At 37.8% G+C, this 18,387-nt stretch carries 22 protein-coding genes; 18 read left to right on the top strand and 4 right to left on the bottom strand.

Annotation, left to right across the window (positions count from 1 at the left end; translation table 11 throughout):
• Positions 1-41: 41 nt before the first annotated feature.
• Both ACTWPF_RS10470 and ACTWPF_RS10465 read left to right on the top strand, forming a co-directional pair.
• Positions 42-1,553: an AbgT family transporter gene (locus tag ACTWPF_RS10470; protein ID WP_443149130.1), complete on the top strand. Its 1,512-nt coding sequence runs from the start codon at positions 42-44 to the stop codon at positions 1,551-1,553.
• A 15-nt stretch (positions 1,554-1,568) separates the two neighbouring features.
• Positions 1,569-2,849 carry an amidohydrolase gene (locus tag ACTWPF_RS10465; RefSeq protein WP_443149129.1) on the top strand — a complete coding sequence of 427 codons (1,281 nt, stop codon included), beginning with the start codon at positions 1,569-1,571 and terminating at the stop codon, positions 2,847-2,849.
• Between the two features lie 94 nt (positions 2,850-2,943).
• Here the strand turns inward: ACTWPF_RS10465 and lexA are convergent, their stop codons facing one another.
• Entirely contained in the window at positions 2,944-3,567 is a 624-nt protein-coding gene (gene lexA / locus ACTWPF_RS10460) for a transcriptional repressor LexA (protein ID WP_036572960.1), read from the bottom strand.
• Positions 3,568-3,854: 287 nt separating this feature from the next.
• On the opposite strand from lexA, the gene ACTWPF_RS10455 reads away from it, so the two are divergent.
• The 9 genes from ACTWPF_RS10455 (at position 3,855) to ACTWPF_RS10415 (ending at position 10,419) form a co-directional block, all read left to right on the top strand.
• The gene (locus tag ACTWPF_RS10455; protein ID WP_443149128.1) at positions 3,855-4,493 is read left to right on the top strand and encodes a YneB family resolvase-like protein; all 639 of its coding nucleotides are present in this window, start codon (positions 3,855-3,857) and stop codon (positions 4,491-4,493) included.
• Between the two features lie 210 nt (positions 4,494-4,703).
• On the top strand, positions 4,704-4,937 hold the full coding sequence (locus ACTWPF_RS10450) for a DUF896 domain-containing protein (RefSeq protein ID WP_036572956.1): 234 nt from the start codon (positions 4,704-4,706) through the stop codon (positions 4,935-4,937).
• A gap of 133 nt (positions 4,938-5,070) precedes the next feature.
• Entirely contained in the window at positions 5,071-7,077 is a 2,007-nt protein-coding gene (tkt, locus tag ACTWPF_RS10445; RefSeq protein WP_106896725.1) for a transketolase, read from the top strand.
• A 340-nt stretch (positions 7,078-7,417) separates the two neighbouring features.
• Entirely contained in the window at positions 7,418-7,879 is a 462-nt protein-coding gene (gene sirA, locus ACTWPF_RS10440; RefSeq protein ID WP_106896726.1) for a sporulation inhibitor of replication protein SirA, read from the top strand.
• A gap of 45 nt (positions 7,880-7,924) precedes the next feature.
• On the top strand, positions 7,925-8,146 hold the full coding sequence (locus ACTWPF_RS10435; protein WP_036572951.1) for a YneF family protein: 222 nt from the start codon (positions 7,925-7,927) through the stop codon (positions 8,144-8,146).
• Between the two features lie 175 nt (positions 8,147-8,321).
• Entirely contained in the window at positions 8,322-9,026 is a 705-nt protein-coding gene (locus ACTWPF_RS10430; RefSeq protein WP_106896727.1) for a cytochrome c biogenesis CcdA family protein, read from the top strand.
• A 60-nt stretch (positions 9,027-9,086) separates the two neighbouring features.
• Entirely contained in the window at positions 9,087-9,512 is a 426-nt protein-coding gene (locus tag ACTWPF_RS10425) for a Na(+)/H(+) antiporter subunit B (protein ID WP_106896728.1), read from the top strand.
• Between the two features lie 19 nt (positions 9,513-9,531).
• On the top strand, positions 9,532-9,891 hold the full coding sequence (locus tag ACTWPF_RS10420; RefSeq protein WP_443149127.1) for a response regulator: 360 nt from the start codon (positions 9,532-9,534) through the stop codon (positions 9,889-9,891).
• Between the two features lie 54 nt (positions 9,892-9,945).
• Positions 9,946-10,419, top strand: coding sequence for a CcdC family protein (locus tag ACTWPF_RS10415; RefSeq protein WP_443149126.1), 474 nt, complete (start codon positions 9,946-9,948; stop codon positions 10,417-10,419).
• A 17-nt stretch (positions 10,420-10,436) separates the two neighbouring features.
• On the opposite strand, the gene ACTWPF_RS10410 is transcribed toward ACTWPF_RS10415, so the two are convergent.
• Positions 10,437-10,940 carry a DUF2621 family protein gene (locus tag ACTWPF_RS10410; protein ID WP_106896731.1) on the bottom strand — a complete coding sequence of 168 codons (504 nt, stop codon included), beginning with the start codon at positions 10,938-10,940 and terminating at the stop codon, positions 10,437-10,439.
• Between the two features lie 263 nt (positions 10,941-11,203).
• Here ACTWPF_RS10410 and ACTWPF_RS10405 point away from each other — a divergent pair, with 263 nt between their 5' ends.
• The 7 genes from ACTWPF_RS10405 (at position 11,204) to ACTWPF_RS10375 (ending at position 17,775) form a co-directional block, all read left to right on the top strand.
• Positions 11,204-12,325 carry an ATP-binding protein gene (locus ACTWPF_RS10405; RefSeq protein ID WP_443149125.1) on the top strand — a complete coding sequence of 374 codons (1,122 nt, stop codon included), beginning with the start codon at positions 11,204-11,206 and terminating at the stop codon, positions 12,323-12,325.
• Between the two features lie 242 nt (positions 12,326-12,567).
• Positions 12,568-15,279, top strand: coding sequence for an aconitate hydratase AcnA (gene acnA / locus ACTWPF_RS10400; RefSeq protein WP_443149124.1), 2,712 nt, complete (start codon positions 12,568-12,570; stop codon positions 15,277-15,279).
• Positions 15,280-15,544: 265 nt separating this feature from the next.
• Entirely contained in the window at positions 15,545-16,126 is a 582-nt protein-coding gene (locus ACTWPF_RS10395) for a TlpA family protein disulfide reductase (RefSeq protein WP_106896733.1), read from the top strand.
• A 62-nt stretch (positions 16,127-16,188) separates the two neighbouring features.
• A complete protein-coding gene (locus tag ACTWPF_RS10390; RefSeq protein WP_234368480.1) occupies positions 16,189-16,326 on the top strand; it encodes an FbpB family small basic protein in 138 nt (45 codons plus the stop codon).
• A gap of 122 nt (positions 16,327-16,448) precedes the next feature.
• Positions 16,449-16,685, top strand: a complete 237-nt coding sequence (gene tlp / locus ACTWPF_RS10385) for a small acid-soluble spore protein Tlp (protein ID WP_106896735.1) — start codon at positions 16,449-16,451, stop codon at positions 16,683-16,685.
• Positions 16,686-17,038: 353 nt separating this feature from the next.
• Positions 17,039-17,461 (top strand): acyl-CoA thioesterase, encoded by a 423-nt coding sequence (locus ACTWPF_RS10380; protein WP_106896736.1) that lies wholly within the window; start codon positions 17,039-17,041, stop codon positions 17,459-17,461.
• Positions 17,462-17,466: 5 nt separating this feature from the next.
• On the top strand, positions 17,467-17,775 hold the full coding sequence (locus ACTWPF_RS10375) for a hypothetical protein (RefSeq protein ID WP_106896737.1): 309 nt from the start codon (positions 17,467-17,469) through the stop codon (positions 17,773-17,775).
• A gap of 52 nt (positions 17,776-17,827) precedes the next feature.
• On the opposite strand, the gene ACTWPF_RS10370 is transcribed toward ACTWPF_RS10375, so the two are convergent.
• Together ACTWPF_RS10370 and yidD are read right to left on the bottom strand one after the other, a co-directional pair.
• Positions 17,828-18,127, bottom strand: coding sequence for a HesB/YadR/YfhF family protein (locus ACTWPF_RS10370; RefSeq protein ID WP_106896738.1), 300 nt, complete (start codon positions 18,125-18,127; stop codon positions 17,828-17,830).
• 21 nt (positions 18,128-18,148) lie between these two features.
• A complete protein-coding gene (gene yidD, locus ACTWPF_RS10365; RefSeq protein ID WP_443149123.1) occupies positions 18,149-18,382 on the bottom strand; it encodes a membrane protein insertion efficiency factor YidD in 234 nt (77 codons plus the stop codon).
• Positions 18,383-18,387 lie beyond the last annotated feature (5 nt).

Raw genomic sequence — 18,387 nt, 5'->3', positions numbered from 1 at the left:
AGAGTTAGATCGAAATATTAGTATAGAATGCGAGGGATATTATGGAAAAGAGGCGTGGTTTATTTCAAAGATTTTTAGATTTGGTTGAAAAGGTAGGAAATAAGTTACCGGATCCGTTTATTTTATTTATTGGACTATCATTATTAATGATCGTTGTTTCCTATATATTTAGTTTGTTTAATGCTTCTGTTGTGCATCCAGGTACAGGGGAAGAGCTAGAAATTCAAAATTTGCTATCAGGTGAAGGGTTGCAGTTTATCTTAACTTCCATGCTCGATAACTTTACTGGTTTTGCTCCACTGGGACTTGTTCTTGTCATGATGCTAGGAATTGGTCTAGCTGAGAAGGTTGGACTGATGGATTATGCTATCAGAAAAACAATCTTAAGCTCACCTCCAAGTTTAGTTACTTATACGGTGGTATTTGTGGGGATTCTTGGAAACCTAGCCTCTGATGCTGCAGTTGTATTGATACCACCACTTGCTGCGATGGTGTTTTATAAAGTTGGACGGCATCCATTAGCTGGATTAGCTGCAGGCTTTGCCGGGGCAGGAGCTGGATTTACGGCAAATATCTTTATCGCCGGGACAGATGTATTGTTAGCAGGAATCTCCACGGAAGCAGCAGCCATCCTTGACGATTCTCTGGTGATCACACCTGTAGATAACTGGTACTTTAATATTGTATCTGTCTTTATTATGACAATTGTTGGGGGACTCATCACTACTAAATTTGTTGAACCACGTTTGGGGGAATACAAAGGAGGAGCCATTGAAGAAGAGAACAGTGAAGAATTAAAAAATGGCGGGAAAGGGTTCCGTAATGCGCTTATTGCTGGCCTAGCATACATAGCGATTATTTTGACGATCATACTTTTACCAAATAGCCCATTAAGGGGTGAGGATGGTAGTATTGTTCCTTCTCCTTTCTTAGATGGTATTGTTCCAATCGTTTTAATATTCTTTGTGATAATTGGTGTTACGTTTGGTATAACAGTAGGTAAAATTAGATCTGGTAAGGATGTAGGAGACTACATGGCCGACTCTATTAAAGACATGTCGGGTTATATCGTTTTAGTGTTTGCCATTGCCCAGTTTATTGCATATTTTAATTGGTCAAATCTAGGTACATGGGTAGCAGTTAATGGCGCTGATTATCTAAAGGATATTAATTTTACAGGTATTTGGTTGATTATTGGCTATATCATATTTACAGCATTAATGAACTTCCTGATCACTTCAGGGTCTGCCAAGTGGGCAATTGAAGCTCCAGTATTTATTCCGATGTTTATGCAACTCGGTTATCATCCGGCCTTTACGCAAGTTGCGTACAGGGTGGCAGATTCTTCAACAAATATTATTACACCATTGTTCCCGTATATGGTTATTATTTTGGCGTTTATAAAAAAATACGATAAAAAAGCAAGTATAGGTACTTATATTTCATTAATGCTACCGTATAGTATTGCGTTTTTAACTACTTGGATTATATTAATTCTAGTATTTTACTATTCAGGACTACCATTTGGTCCAGGAATATACCCGTTCTTATAGAAGGAGGAGAGCAGTATGCAACAATTAGGAGATAAATTAATTAAGTGGCGCCGAGATTTCCACCAATATCCAGAGACAGGTTTTTTGGAAATGAGAACAGCATCTATTGTAGCCTCTATTTTAGATGAGCTTGGTTTCCAATTGAAAATGGGAAAGGAAGTTATGTCTGAGGCAGACTGTATGGGAAAACCAACTGAGGAGGAGACAAAGAAACATTATCAATGGGCACAGAAAAATGGGGCGATTGGTGATTATCTTCATCTCTTTTCTGAAGGTTATACAGGAATAATTGCCACACTAGATACAGGTAAGAAAGGTCCTGTCATTGCATTTCGATTTGATATGGATGCATTGGATATTTTAGAGTCAAACAGTAACGAGCATTTCCCGTGCAATGAAGGATTCAGCTCAAAAGTTCACGGGAAAATGCATGGCTGCGGTCATGACTCCCACACCGCGATGGGTTTAGGCCTCGCCACCCTGCTTATTGAAAATAAGGACCAACTTAAGGGGAAAATAAAATTAATATTTCAACCAGCTGAGGAAGGCACACGAGGAGCAAAAGCTATGGCGGCAGCAAATGTAGTGGAAGATGTTGATTATTTCGTCGCTACCCATATTGGGGTCGGTGTTCCGCATAAGCAGTTCGTTGCTGCCAATAGTGGTTTTCTTGCGACCTCCAAGTTAGATATCAGCTATACTGGTAAAGCAGCTCACGCCGGAGGAAGTCCTGAACAAGGGAAGAATGCACTCTTAGCAGCAGCCGCTAGTGTGCTAAGCCTTCATGGTATATCACGCCATTCAGGAGGGGCTACCAGGATAAATGTTGGGCAGCTTGAAGCTGGTGCAGGTAGAAATATTATTGCCAACCATGCTAGTATGAAAGTAGAAACACGAGGAGAGACTTCTGAAATAAATGAGTATGTGAAAGAGCAGGTCACATCCATCGTCAGTGGAGCGGCTACCATGTACCAAGTAGAACATAAGATCAAAACAGTAGGAGAGGCACTAAGCTGTAAATGTTCGTTGGACCTAGCAGGTATCCTCCATCAATGTGCCGAAGCATCCCCAGATATTGAAAAAAGTCGACTGGAGGATAACACACCAGGAGGGTCAGAGGATGCGACCTATTTTATGAACGAAGTGCAGAAAAATGGCGGAAAGGCAACCTACTGTGTATTCGGAACAGAACTGGCTGCAGGCCATCATAATGAAAAATTTGATATTAAAGAAGACACGTTATTACCTGCTGTTAAAATTCTTTTCCAATCAGCCAAAGTAATTATGGAACAATAAAAAAACAGCTGCCCCTCGAGGCAGCTGTTTTTTATTGTTAGAAAAAGATAAATTGGAATGGTCGAAAGGCGAGTACATGGACGCGTTGTTCAATTTAATGAATATTACGATATAAGCCAATCACTTTACCTAGTATTGTTACATTATCATATAAAAGCGGATCCATCGTTGCATTCTCAGGCTGGAGGCGAATGTGGTCTTTTTCTTTAAAGAACCTTTTCACTGTCGCTTCGTTTTCATCTGTCATCGCAACAACTATATCACTGTTTTGTGCTGTGTTTTGCTGTTTTACGATAACCATATCCCCATCAAGTATTCCTGCTTCGATCATACTTTCCCCTTCGATAACCAATACGAAAAGATTATCATCAGGCCCGGCACTTGTGGTTGGTAGAGGAATAAATTCCTCAATGTTTTCAACTGCTGTAATAGGTAGGCCTGCTGTTACTTTCCCAATTACAGGAGCATAGCGAGCTTCTTCTCTAGGAATATTGTTTCCTTCCGACAAATCCAGTATTTCAATTGCTCTTGGCTTAGTCGGATCTCGTCGAATGTATCCTTTGCTTTCAATTCTAGATAAATGTCCATGCACTGTAGAACTTGAGGCAAGTCCAACAGCTTCGGCTATTTCCCGGACGGAAGGCGGATATCCTTTTTTTGTTACTTCGTCTTTAATATAATCTAAAATCATTTGCTGACGTTTTGATAGTTTTGACATAAATGTTTCACCTCGCCCATAAGATTAATTATTAATAGTTTACCATTTGATTCCACATAAAGCAAACATTCGTTCGAGAAAAAGCCTTGACAGGATCATATGTTCTGCTATAATTAAAATTACAAATAAGCGAACAAAGGTTCCTATTTAGAAAAGGAGGGAATGAGACTATGTTTAGTAAACTTACAAAAACGGATTTGTTTTATATAGTTGCCTTTGCCTTGACGCTGGGATTCCTGTACTTTACTATGATTACGAGTTAATTGGTTTAAGAAGGAGTAAGCGTGTTGAATGCAATTATCTACTGTCGCGTGAGTACCGACAAACATACCCAAGAGACCTCTCTTGCTAGACAAAAAATAGAGCTAACGGGATTAGCAGAACGCAATAATTTTAATGTGATAGCTTGTATAGAAGAACAGAAGAGTGGCTATGAGATAGAGCGAAATGGCATATTTGAGATGCTCGATATATTTGCAGCTAAAGATGCTGACTGCTTACTGATCCAGGATGAAACTAGACTAGGGCGTGGGAATACCAAAATTGCGTTGTTCCATCAACTTCAAAAGCTCCAAATAGATGTATATACAGCAATGCATGATGGGAAGCTTGAACTATCAGAATCAGACTCTATGGTTTTGCAAATTGTTGGGATAGTGGAAGAATACCAACGCAAAATTCACAATGCAAAGATTAAAAGAGGAATGAGACGCGCAGTAGAACAAGGGTATAATCCTGCTGAAAATCTCAAAAACCAGCATCATGCGCCAGGGCGTGATAGAGTTGACTTTCCTATAGAAGAAGTGGTTAGACTTAGAGAGAAAAAACTTACATTTGAAGAGATTACGAGTACATTAAATGGAATGGGTTACCCTGTTTCAAAAGCGACGGTCCATCGGAGGTATAAGGAACTGCAAGATACTTGAATATAAGCCTTAATAGGCGTAAAATAACTAAGCAGGAGCTAATGGCTCTTGTTTTTTGTTGTATTCAGACGTAAAATAGTTTTTTAAAAGATAAAGCTTAATAAGATCTTAGACAGCCCAAAACATTGGCACAATTACGACGATGAAGTTTGTAAAATCCCAGGGGGTATTTAGACTTGTGTAATAGATAATTGAAAAGGAGGTAGAGCCATGTTATCTCAGGATAAAATTGAGCGAATTAATTCACTGGCGAAAAAGGCAAAAGATACAGGTTTAACTGAGAAAGAGAAGCAGGAACAAAAAGAGCTCCGTGAAGAATATCTAAACAATGTAAGAAGCTCTTTTAAAAACCAGTTTAAATCCATGACAGTTGTGGATCCTAAAGGAAACGATGTTACACCAAAAAAAGTGAAAGACTTGCAAGAGAGAAATAAGAAACATTAATTTTGTACCATACTACGACAAAAATCAGCCCTTTTATAAGGAAGCCTATCCGTTTTAACTTGTTCCTGAATGGGTTTCGTTATAGAATGAGGAGGAAACAACCAGTAGTTATTTTTGAAAGGGGCTAAACAATATGTCAAACAACATAGAACAAAATTCAATTACTACAATCCGTACATTATCTATTGATGCAATCGAAAAAGCGAACTCTGGTCATCCTGGACTTCCAATGGGAGCAGCTCCAATGGCCTACACGCTATGGACTGATTTCATGAACCACAATCCTAAAAACTCAAAATGGTTTAATAGAGACCGTTTTGTTCTTTCAGCAGGCCATGGATCTATGCTTCTATATAGTTTGCTTCATTTATCTGGTTATAACGTGTCGATGAATGACTTGAAAGAATTTCGTCAATGGGATTCTAAGACACCAGGCCATCCAGAAGTACATCACACAGACGGTGTAGAAGCAACAACTGGTCCACTAGGTCAGGGGATTGCCATGTCAGTTGGGATGGCGATGGCTGAAGCACATCTATCTGCGAAATTTAACCAGGAAGATCTACAGATCGTCGATCACAACACTTATGCACTTGTAAGTGATGGAGATTTAATGGAAGGTATTTCACATGAAGCTGCTTCACTTGCTGGGCATTTAGGTCTTGGTAAGCTAATTGCACTATATGATTCCAACGATATATCTTTAGATGGCGATTTAAATCAATCTTTCTCTGAAAACACGGAAGAACGCTTCAAAGCATATGGATGGCAAGTAATTCGCGTTGAAGATGGCAACGATGTAAATGAATTAAGAAAAGCGATTAAACAAGCACAGGAGAATACTGATCAACCAACACTTATTGAAGTGAAAACAATTATTGGCTATGGTTCTCCTAATAAATCAGCATCAGCTTCTTCTCACGGTGCTCCTTTAGGTGCAGACGAAGTTAAACTAACTAAAGATTATTATAAATGGACCTATGAACAAGACTTCCATGTGCCAGAAGAAGTGTATGAAGATTTCCAAGAAAAAATTGGGAAACAAGGTGCTGAAGCAGAAGATAAATGGAACGCTTTATTGGCAACATACAATGAAAAGTATCCAGAATTGGCAAAGCAATTTGAATTAGCTATGAAAGGTGAACTGCCTGTTGATTGGGAAAAATCTCTACCTGTCTTTGAAGCAGGAAAAGACACCCTTGCAACTCGTGCTTCTTCTGGAAAAGTATTGAACGCTATTGCTAAAGCTGTTCCTAATTTCTTTGGTGGAAGTGCGGATTTAGCAGGATCAAATAAAACAACCATGAATGATGAAGAAGACTTCACGCGAAAAAATTATGCAGGTCGTAATGTTTGGTTTGGTGTACGGGAGCATGCTATGGGCGCAGCATTAAATGGAATGGCTCTTCATGGTGGATTGAAGGTTTATGCGGGTACTTTCTTTGTATTTAGTGATTACCTTCGTCCAGCAGTTCGTCTTTCTTCCATTATGAATGCACCTGTGACGTATGTATTCACACATGATTCCATCGCAGTAGGAGAAGATGGTCCGACGCACGAACCAGTTGAGCAATTAGCAGCTTTACGTGCTATGCCTGGCTTGTCATTAATTCGCCCAGCGGATGCTAATGAGACACAAGCGGCTTGGAGATTAGCAATTGAATCAACCAATCAACCTACCGCACTTGTGCTTACACGTCAAAACCTTCCTACTCTTGAAGGGACAAAAGAGTATGCATATGAAGGTGTTAAGAAAGGGGCATACGTTGTAAGTGATGCTACCAAAGAAACCCCAGATGCATTGCTCTTAGCGACAGGTTCTGAGGTACAGTTGGCTGTCTCTGCACAAACAGCCCTTAAAGAAAAAGGCATTGACGTTCGCGTTGTAAGCATGCCATCCTGGGATCGTTTTAATGCCCAAGATGCAGCATATAAAGAAAAAGTTATACCTTCTTCTGTCAAAAACAGAGTAGCAATTGAAATGGCAGCATCATTCGGTTGGGATCGTTATGTAGGTGACCATGGAAAAATTATTGCCATTGACCGATTCGGTGCATCAGCTAATGGTGATAGAGTTATAAAAGAATATGGTTTTACTGTAGAGAATGTCGTAGAACATGTAGAATCACTAACAAAATAGCTTGATTTTTTAGGATGAATAATCCATTTTAAGTCGAGAAAAACTAAATGAAATAGCATACCAATTCGCATTAGGATTGGTATGCTGTTTTTTTGTTTGAGATAGTTCACAGAATAAGACTACCATACGTTCAGTCGATCTAAAATTACTCTAATTTTTAATATATAAATTACGAATCTTAACTCTTTTAAGAGCTTTAAAAAGAGAACTTTCTAGTGGTATTAGGGCTTTTGTATATTTATAAACTTTTCTCGACAAAACAAGTTAAAATATCTCCGATGAACCGACATTATTTTAAAGCTTCTTTCCGTATAATAGAAGGAAAAGGGGGAAGTTTAGTATGTATGAATATACTGTATTCCGGATGAAGGAAGAGTTTTCTTGGCATTACTTCCATAAAAGTGATATTCTTTATCGTTTTATAAAACATTATCAGAAAGAATGTCAGCAAAGACCGGAGCTACAAATGCAATATGACTATAGTACCTATCCTTTTCCTGGAACACAGTTCTGTAAGATCGTAGAAGAGAAGCTGGATAAAACGATGTTTTCATACGAAACAACAGATTTTTTACGATTATATAAAAATTCGACTAATATTCCTTTACATATAAGTGAAAAACATTTAAAATTTCGTTGTGAAACAATACTGGAAGCTGAAGAGATATTGTTTCCAATATTACGGGAGATTGACTCTACCTTCTTTATCATTGGAGAAAATACAGCGCAATATGGCTGGGTATCACCAGTTATTCGTATACGTGAACCAAAAAGTGGACAAGTATTGTATTCTTATCATTAATTTACTATACTGTTAAAGAGACAACACGAAGGAGGAAGGCGTGACATGAGCACGATTTGGGTAGTACTAATTGCTATAGCAGCATTAATTGCTGGTGTTGCTCTTGGATTTTTTATTGCAAGAAAATATATGATGAGCTATTTAAAAAAGAATCCACCAATTAATGAGCAAATGCTTCGTACGTTAATGATGCAAATGGGACAAAAACCATCTCAGAAGAAAATTAATCAGATGATGCGTTCTATGAATAATCAATCTGGTAAGTAAGCAATTATTTTATAATTTTGCAACAAGCATCCGCGCGAATCACCCCCTTACCGTACAACGTAAGGGGCTTTTTTATTACAACGCTTAATATTTTCGGTTTTTCGTCATAAATTTAATGCATGGAACAATACTTTTTTAGCTACACTGTGATAAGTTAGCTATGAGGAGGTAGAATATGTCTGAAGTAAATATTTTTATTGCATTTAGTGCTGGATTTTTATCGTTTATATCTCCCTGTGTATTGCCGTTATTTCCAGTTTTTATATCCTATATTACAGGTATGAGTGTAAGCGAATTAAAAGAGGATAATAAAAAATTCAATGTGAAGAGCACAATGCATACCCTTTTCTTTTTACTAGGTTTTTCCTGTGTATTCATCATGATGGGCTTCACGAGCCTCTACATATCGGAGTTTTTGATGACATACAAAGACTTAATTAGACAAGTGGGTGCTATTCTAATTATCTTTTTTGGATTAGTAATTGCAGGAGTGTTGAACTTTGAGTTCTTGATGAAGAATAAGCAAATTATGTTTAAAAATCGCCCAGCTGGCTTTGTAGGATCTTTTATCATCGGGTTGGCATTTTCCCTTGGGTGGACGCCATGCACTGGTCCCATACTAGGTGTCGTCCTGTCACTTGCGTCTACAGAGCCACAAGCTGGGATGTGGATGATGATCAGTTATGTTCTAGGTTTCTCTGTCCCTTTCTTTATATTATCCTTCTTCGTTGGGAAATTAGGTTGGATAAAAAGACACAGTTCCATCATTGTGAAGATAGGTGGGTACTTAATGGTAGTGATAGGGATAGCGTTGTTTTTTGACTGGATTTATAAATTGACGTCCTATTTGGGCGGGTTATTTGGTTTCACAGGATTTTGATGGATTTTATTAGCAGAGTATATTAAACTTATGATATATAGGCATAAAGGAGCTTTTTATATGTACAAAACAAACGATCTAATATTACGTACTACCACATCATTGATAGCCTTTATCCTGCTAGGTTTTGCAGTCTATCTATTACTTGCCGGACATAATTCACCAGGTGGTGGTTTTGTTGGTGGGCTTATGACCTCAGCGGCTATTTTGCTTATGTATATAGCCTATGGAATCGAGGCTGTAAAGAAAGTACTACCAATAAACTTCTTGATATTAATTCCAATTGGTTTAGCTATCGCACTTGGTACAGGTATAGGTTCATTTATATTTGGTGTACCATTCTTATCCCAGACCTTTGATTACTTTACAATTCCTTTATTTGGTGAAATTGAGTTGGCAACAGCTATGATTTTTGACTTAGGAGTCTATTTCACAGTAATCGGAGTAATGATGACAATCATTTTAACCATAGCAAACGATCAGTAACATTTAGGGGAGGAAGAATATGGCCAGAGTTATGGTAGTTGACGATGCAAACTTTATGAGGGTAACCTTATCCACTATACTTAAAAAAGAAAACCATGATATTGTGGGGGAAGCTGCAGATGGTGCAGAAGCGGTGAGGCTCTATAAGGAACTGGATCCTGACCTTGTTACAATGGATATTACGATGCCTATCATGAATGGTATTGATGCAATTAAGGAGATTAAGTCTTATGACCCGCATGCTACCATCATTGTATGTTCAGCTATGGGCCAACAAAAGGTTGTGGTGGAAGCAATCGAGTCTGGTGCAAAAGACTTTATTGTAAAGCCGTTTGATGATAGTCAGGTCTTGGAAACTGTTAACCGCTTAGTGAAATGAGAAACGGTAACAACTAAGGGTATAACCTGATAGAAAGTATGAGGTAATGTCATTATGTTTTGGTTGGTAGCCAGTACTATTGTTGCAGCCTGTATGGCTGTGACTATGATTTTTATTCGCATAAGGGGAGCCAAGAAGCCGGCTTCGGTTAAAAAAATTATGTTGCCGCCCCTTTTTATGAGTACAGGTGCATTAATGTTTATATTTCCTGTTTTTCAAATTAGCTTAAGCCAGTTCTTAGAAGCTCTTATCGTAGGCGTTATTTGTTCGTTTTTCTTAGTTAGAGCTTCCAGATTTGAGATTCGGCATGAAGCGATCTATTTGATTCCCTCAAAATCATTTGTTTTTATTCTCTTTGGTTTACTGCTTTTTCGAATTGTAATGAAACTGATCATCGGTAGCAGTATTTCAGCAGGAGAAACAAGTGGAATGTTTTTTACCTTGGCATTTGGGATGATATTTACGTGGAGATGCTGTATGTTGTATAAATTTCTTCAGCTTGAAAAGCAATTACACGTTAATGCATAAAAAGAAGTCCGAAATGTTTAGTGTTCGGACTTCTTTTTATTATTGTTTTCCATTCGTTTTTCCCAATCTGGCGTATAATCCTCTTTTGCCATGATAAACAAATGTTCATAAGGAGCAACTTGAATGTTCTTCTCTTTTAATTTTTTTCTGAGAAACTTATGATCCCGTTTAGGTGTAGCTAGAATATATCCTTCGATTACCACTTCTTGGTTGATAGTACTCATTTCTCTCTTGAGCGCAATTTCTCCAATTTTACTTGCGATTTTATGCCTTGCAATATCTCTAAATAGTTCAGGCACAGGAGAAACCAATTCTTCAAGAAGTTCTTTCTCTTCTGTTTTCCACATATGTTGGCTTTTTTCCATGTAATACTCTTCCCAGTCCATAATGGACTTTCCATCTTCTTTAGGAAGTCGTTTCAAAAATTTACGGAACATGAAAAAACCACCTATTGCCATAAAGGTAATCATAAGAAAGCCCCATAAAATGATTATAATAGAATAATCTACAAATCCCGACATCGTTTCACCTTTTTCTTCAAATAATCAAATGAAATTACAAATTGTTACAAGTATTTTACATAAGTAATTTATTTTTTTACGCAGGTATAGTAATATTACTAATAATTGGGTATATATTCATAAAGATAACAAGTAAAACAATTATATCATATTATAATAGGAAAATTACTGCAAACAAGCGACATATTATCGCATGATATATCATAATCTTGAATTATGAGACGCCAAATGGTTGTTACATTATGACAAAGAGGGGGAGTACTATGGCTTTTAAGAACAGAGATCAAAATAAATATCAAGTTGAACATACTGTAAAAAAAGCAGAACCCGCCAATACACAGGATACCTTTGAAGCATTATCGAAACTACCCCTATACATGGTAGATTGGGTAGAAAAAAACAACCATGATATTGTGACAGTCTGGGATGAGAGTGGTAAGGTTATTTACATCTCTAGCTCAATAGAGGATTTATTGGGCTATCAAACTTCTGATTTAAGAGGTACCTACTGGTACGAAAAAATATCGGCAGAAGATGTGAGTTATATTAGAGAACAGTTGGAGAATGCTGCCGATACCTTTCAGAAAATTAATGTAAATATATTAAATAATAATGGCAAATACATTTGGTCAGAATGCAAGGTCGCGAAGTTAACGGATAAATTAACTAATACAAAATACTATATTTCGACTTTAAAAGATATTACAGATAAAAAAGAAGCAGAAGAAATGATGATCCGTTCAGAAAAGATGTCAGTAGCTGGGCAGCTTGCTGCTGGAATCGCACATGAAATACGTAATCCTTTGACCTCTCTAAAAGGGTTTCTTCAACTTTTACAAGCTGGCGTAAAGGGAAAAGAGGAATATTATCAAATCATGGTGGAAGAAATAGAAAAGATAGAAACGATAACATCTGAACTGCTCTTCATTTCAAAGCCATTAACTGACAATCGAAAAATGGAGTCTATTAGAGATATGATTCATGATGTAACAGTTCTTTTAGGTCCACAAGCCAAATTAAAGGGCATAAACATTAGAATTGAAGGCTCAGATAAAGCCCAAATTAACTGCGATCGTTCTCAAATTAAACAGGTCCTAATTAATTTGCTGAAAAACGCGATTGAAGCAATGGAATCACCAGGTTTTATAACGTTTCACGTGAAGGACAGTGAGGAAGCAATTATAATTAGTATCAGTGACGAGGGCCCCGGCATTCCAGAAGAAATCATACATAAGTTAGGCGAGCCTTTTTTTACAACAAAGCAAACAGGCACGGGACTTGGTATCATGATTACAAGGCAAATCCTTGCGTCACACCAAGCAAGATTAGAGATCAGTCAAAACGAGAAGGGTGGAAGTACGTTCCACATGATTTTTCATAAATGATTTGGTTATTCGTTGCCCTTGGTTTTTTTAAACAAACTAATAAGTAAAACTTATCACTCTACATAAGATTTTAATATATGCAAGAAAAAGGGAATGGTTTGTTTTCTCCTGGATTATCCTTTAAGATATAATTGTAAGGAAATCGCTTTTATATGAATGATAGAGTAATAGTATAAAAGCAGTCGAAATTTGTAGAGTTTATTAAATGATTAAGTGAAGTATGTTTGAAAGGGGAAGACAAAATGGGGAATCATAATGTTTATGATGCGAAAAAACAGTTTGATTTAAACGGGAAAAAGTACAATTATTATCGTCTAAAATCACTTGAAGAAGCTGGCCATGGTAAAATTGGCCGTTTGCCATTTTCTGTTCGCGTATTACTAGAGTCATTGCTACGCCAACATGATGGACGACAAATCAAAAATGAACACGTTGAAAGACTAACAAAATGGGGCACAAAAGAAGGCAAAGGTGTAGATGTTCCTTTTAAACCTTCCAGAGTTATACTACAAGATTTCACCGGAGTTCCTGCAGTGGTTGATTTGGCTTCACTACGTAAAGCTATGGTAGATATGGGTGGAGAACCTAATAAAATTAACCCTGAAGTTCCAGTTGACCTTGTAATTGACCACTCCGTACAAGTTGATCAATACGGAACAGCAAATGCATTAAAAGCAAACATGGATCTTGAATTTGAGCGTAATGCCGAGCGCTATGAATTTTTAAATTGGGCGCAAAAAGCATTTGAAAATTACCGAGCTGTACCACCAGCTACAGGGATCGTTCACCAAGTTAACCTTGAGTATATAGCCAATGTGGTACACGGCCTTGAAAATGAGAATGGAGAGTATGATGCATTTCCAGATACACTGGTTGGTACTGACTCCCATACAACGATGATTAACGGACTTGGTGTACTAGGTTGGGGAGTTGGAGGCATCGAAGCAGAAGCAGGAATGCTTGGTCAACCATCCTTTTTCCCTGCTCCAGAGGTAATTGGCGTTAAATTCATAGGTAGTTTCCCTCAAGGAACAACCGCAACAGACTTGGCATTGAAGGTAACACAAGTACTTCGTGAAAAGAAAGTGGTTGGCAAGTTTGTTGAATACTTTGGTCCTGGTCTACAAGACATGCCACTTGCAGACAGAGCAACCATTTCAAACATGGCTCCGGAATATGGCGCAACATGTGGATTCTTCCCTGTTGATGAAGAGTCATTAAACTATTTACGCCTAACTGGGCGGGACGAAGAACAAATAGATCTTGTAGAAACGTATTGTAAGGAAAATGACCTTTGGTATTCTCCTGATCAGGCTGATCCGGAATATACCGAATTAGTCGAAATTAACCTTTCCGAACTGGAACCAAACCTTTCAGGACCGAAACGCCCACAAGATTTAATAGCACTATCAAACATGAAAAAAGAATTTAATAAAGCTATAACGGCGCCTGCAGGCAACCAAGGTTTCGGGATGGATAAAAAAGAATTTAATAAAGAGGTAACAGTTAATCATCCAAATGGTAATAGCTCAGTTATGAAAACGGGCGCATTAGCTATCGCTGCCATTACTTCTTGTACAAATACGTCAAACCCATACGTTATGCTTGGTGCTGGACTGCTTGCGAAGAATGCTGTTGAAAAGGGTATGAAGGTACCTGACTATGTAAAAACTTCTTTAGCACCCGGTTCTAAAGTTGTAACAAGATATTTGGAAGATGCTGGTTTAACGCCTTATCTTGATAAACTTGGCTTCAACCTTGTTGGTTATGGTTGCACAACATGTATTGGGAACTCAGGTCCTTTGCGTGAAGAAATAGAACAAGCCATCATGGACAATGATCTGCTTGTCTCTTCTGTCCTGTCAGGTAACCGGAACTTTGAGGGAAGGATTCATCCGTTAGTTAAAGCGAATTATTTGGCTTCACCGCCACTTGTAGTAGCTTATGCCCTTGCTGGTACAGTGGATGTTGACTTAACTAAAGAGCCGATTGGTGAAGATAAAGATGGCAAGCCAGTTTATATGGATGATATTTGGCCATCTATGGAAGATATTAAAGAACAGGTGGAAAATGTTGTAAAACCTGAGATTTTCCGCAAAGAATATGAAAATGTGTTCCAATCTAACGAACGCTGGAATGAAATTGATACAACGGATGAGCCATTGTTTAAATGGAATGATGATTCCACGTACATTCAGAATCCACCGTTCTTTGAAGGACTTAGCAAAGAAGCTGGCAAAGTTAATCCGTTAGTAAACTTACGTGCCATTGGTAAATTTGGCGACTCTGTAACAACAGACCATATTTCACCTGCTGGGGCAATTGCTAAGGATATGCCTGCAGGCAAGCATTTACAGGACAAAGGTGTTACCCCACGTAACTTTAACTCATATGGTTCCCGTCGTGGTAACCACGAAATAATGATGCGTGGTACATTTGCAAACATCCGTATTCGTAACTTACTTGCTCCTGGGACAGAGGGTGGATATACAACCTACTGGCCTACTGAGGAAGTAATGCCGATATATGATGCAGCAATGAAATACCAACAGGATGGCACTGGCCTTATTATTATGGGTGGAAAAGACTACGGTATGGGCTCATCACGTGACTGGGCAGCCAAAGGTACAAACCTTTTAGGGATTAAAACGGTTATTGCTGAAAGCTTTGAACGTATTCACCGTTCAAACTTAGTTATGATGGGTGTTTTACCATTACAGTTTGAAAAAGGTGAAAGTGCTGAAAAGCTTGGTCTTACTGGTAAAGAAACCTTTAATATTGAAGTAGATGAAAGTGTAAAACCACACGATCTTGTAAATGTTACCGCAACAGATGAAAATGGTAAAATTACAACATTCAAGGCAGTTGCTCGTTTTGACAGTGAAGTGGAAATTGACTACTACCGTCATGGCGGCATACTACAAATGGTACTTCGCGACAAATTAAAGAAATAAAAGCCGTAATACCGTATGGTAAACAAGTCATATAAAAATACTTTTACGAAATGAATAATTGTTAAGGATTAAACCGCGCGACACAGTATTTCTGTGTGTGCGCGGTTTTTTGTGTAACAAGCCTTTCTTGGTGTATACGCTAAATAAAAAGTGGGGGAAGAAGACTAGTAGGATTATAAGAAATGTTACTTTACAAATGGCTCAATTCTAACTAACATAAGAAGAGAACCAATTTGTCAGGGACGTGTATTAAAGGAGCTAAAAGATGATTAAAAATATAATAGCGACAGGTGTTTTGCTTGTATTGGTAGGTATTGTTGTATTTAACTTCTTTGATAATCAAAAAGAAGCAGAGACTGAAAAAGCTAAGAATATAAGCTCTGAGGGCGGAGCAATTGCACCAGTCGAAAGTGCTGGACTAGAACCAGGAGAAGCGGCACCTGATTTTAGCCTACAAACGCTAAATGGTGAACCGATTCAGCTTTCAGACTTTAAGGGGAAAAAGGTCATTCTAAATTTTTGGGCGACATGGTGTCCACCATGCAAGAAAGAAATGCCAGAGATGCAAACTATCCAGGAAGAATACGGGGATGAAGTAGAGATTTTAGCTGTTAATATGACAGATTCAGAAGCGAAGGGCATAAGTGATGTCCAAAAGTTTCAAGAAGAATTCAAGTATACTTACACAATGCCACTTGATGAAGATGGAGAATTAAGTATAGCTTATAAGGTATATAATGTCCCAACGACGTATTTTATTGGATCTGATGGTAAGATAGCATTGCCGCGGAAATCAGGGCCCATGACGTATGATTTCATGGTGGAAAGTATTTCACAAATGGAATAATAGTATGAAAATAAAGAGGAATGGTAATACTTCTATTTAAAAAGGAGTGAATTACCATTTCTTTGAAAAAGAAAGTATCATTTGAACAACTTGTACAGGATAATAAAAAGCAAATCATGCAAGACGCCTCATTATTAGAAAGAATAGAGCGGAATCTAGAAATGAAAATGAATCAAAGCCTTAAAAGGAAAGAATCTTAGAAGGACGAGCTCCTCTGAATTTTCAGAGGAGTATTTTTATGTCTAGAAAACATTAAAAGTTCTTCCTGGACGTATAGCTTTCTAATATTAAGTTAGAATAAAAAAGAAACAAGGAAAGGAGCATGAAGTTGACTGATAAACATTCACACAAACCAAAACCTGATGATCGTAGTGATAACGTAGAGAAATTGCAAGATATGGTGCAAGATACAATTCAAAACATTGAGAAGTCCCATGAAACCATGCGCTTTACTGATGGTGAGGAAAAGCAAGCTATTGAAACTAAAAATAAACGTCGTGAAGAAGCAATTGATGCAATGCGTAATGAAATCAAAGATGAATATAACGCACTAGACTAGGTATAGTATTGCTTCCCATAAACTTTACACAGTATTTAAAGTCGAACGAATTCAAATCCTTGGTAAAGGACTTGAGCTTTCGTTCGACTTTTATTTTAATTTAACGTTTTTCTTGATCTTTTATCGCTGTGCAACCTTCCGTAAGACTCCCACTTCAAAACATAAAGTAAAACGGAGGTGTTTAAGTGGGAGTAAACGGACTAACATGCCGATTCGTTCAACTAACAATCAGTGGGGGAAGAATGAAAACCCCCACTGATTGAAGTTTCACTTTATAAGTGTTTCATTAGGCGGAGGCTTTGGTAGGTATGATAGGATATAAAGTGTAACAAGCTGTATTGGAGGAATCATTGTTGAATAAAGTGCAAACACCAATTGAAGTACGTTATCAGGAAACCGACCAAATGGGTGTCGTCTACCATGCCAATTATTTAGTATGGTTTGAAATAGGGAGAACAAAATTTATAGAATCACTAGGATTACGATACGGAGTGATGGAGGAGCAGGGCGTTGTATCACCTGTCACAGATGCTACGATTAGCTTTAAAAAGCCCATTCGTTACGGTGAAGACACGGTTGTAGAGACATGGTTGGAAAGTTATGATGGATTACGAACAGTCTATGGATATCAGATTCTCAATTCAAAAAGACATGTAGCAGTTAGCGGTAAGACGGAGCATGTGATTGTGAAAAAGGACAGCTTTCGACCACTTTCACTTAGAAAAGCTTTCCCTGAGTGGCATGAAGCATACAGTAACAAATTGAAAGAGGGATAAGAGGCATGGCGTTTGGTTTAAAAAGAGATGAGTTAATTTCCTGGAAGAAGAAAGTACTTGCTGGAGAAATTGCAATCTTAACACACTATTGGCTCGATAATCGGTTTCCTGGGTGTACAACCGTTACAAAGGTTGGTTGTAATGATCTCGAGAAACTAACTAAATGGGGAAGACAATATGGTTTAGAAGCTGAATGGATTCACAGGGACCAAAGATTTCCCCATTTTGATTTGTTTGGAGATAGACAACGGGATATATTACTTTCCGAAAAGCAATGGAAGCAACTAGAACAATTTAATTTATTGACTAAATAAGAAAACAACAGCACGAGGGACTTCTCTGTGCTGTTGTTTTTTGATAGATTGTTTACTTATTAAGGGACGTGTATTTAAAGGCAGGTTCTGCAAGTTTATTATTCATTTGTACTTTTAAATCCTTGTCTTCAAAGTACCATGCGTCCTTTGTTTCTACGTAGAAGGAAACCCCCTCCACAATAACAGAAGCATGCTTGTTGTCTGGTTCTTGAACAGCAACTCCGAGGGAAAAACCAGGAAGATTTCCACCTACCCCGCCGTACCTAACATAAAAGCGTATTGGGCTATTCTCTTCTAAATCTAATTCATCTTTATACCATTTAGCAGCTTCCTTGCTAACCTGCAACTTCAATTATGACAACTCCTTTTGAAACTATTTCCTGATCTTTTGTTTTTTCTCCGGTACTAAATCAACACCGCCTTCATGAAAAGGGTGGCATTTGCTAATTCTTTTTACTGTTAAATATGCTCCTTTAAAGGCACCGAATTTTTTAAACGCTTCAAGGCCGTATTCAGAACAGCTTGGGTAGAAACGACATGTTCTTGGAGTAAATGGACTTATTGCTTTACGGTAAAATGTAATGAGCCCAATGAATAGATGTTTCATCTATA

The sequence above is a fragment of the Oceanobacillus sp. M65 genome, from assembly GCF_052246275.1.
Lineage (GTDB): Bacteria > Bacillota > Bacilli > Bacillales > Amphibacillaceae > Oceanobacillus_B > Oceanobacillus_B jordanicus.
Note: the sequence above shows the minus strand (reverse complement) of the source record. Positions and strands in the feature narration are given on the sequence as shown.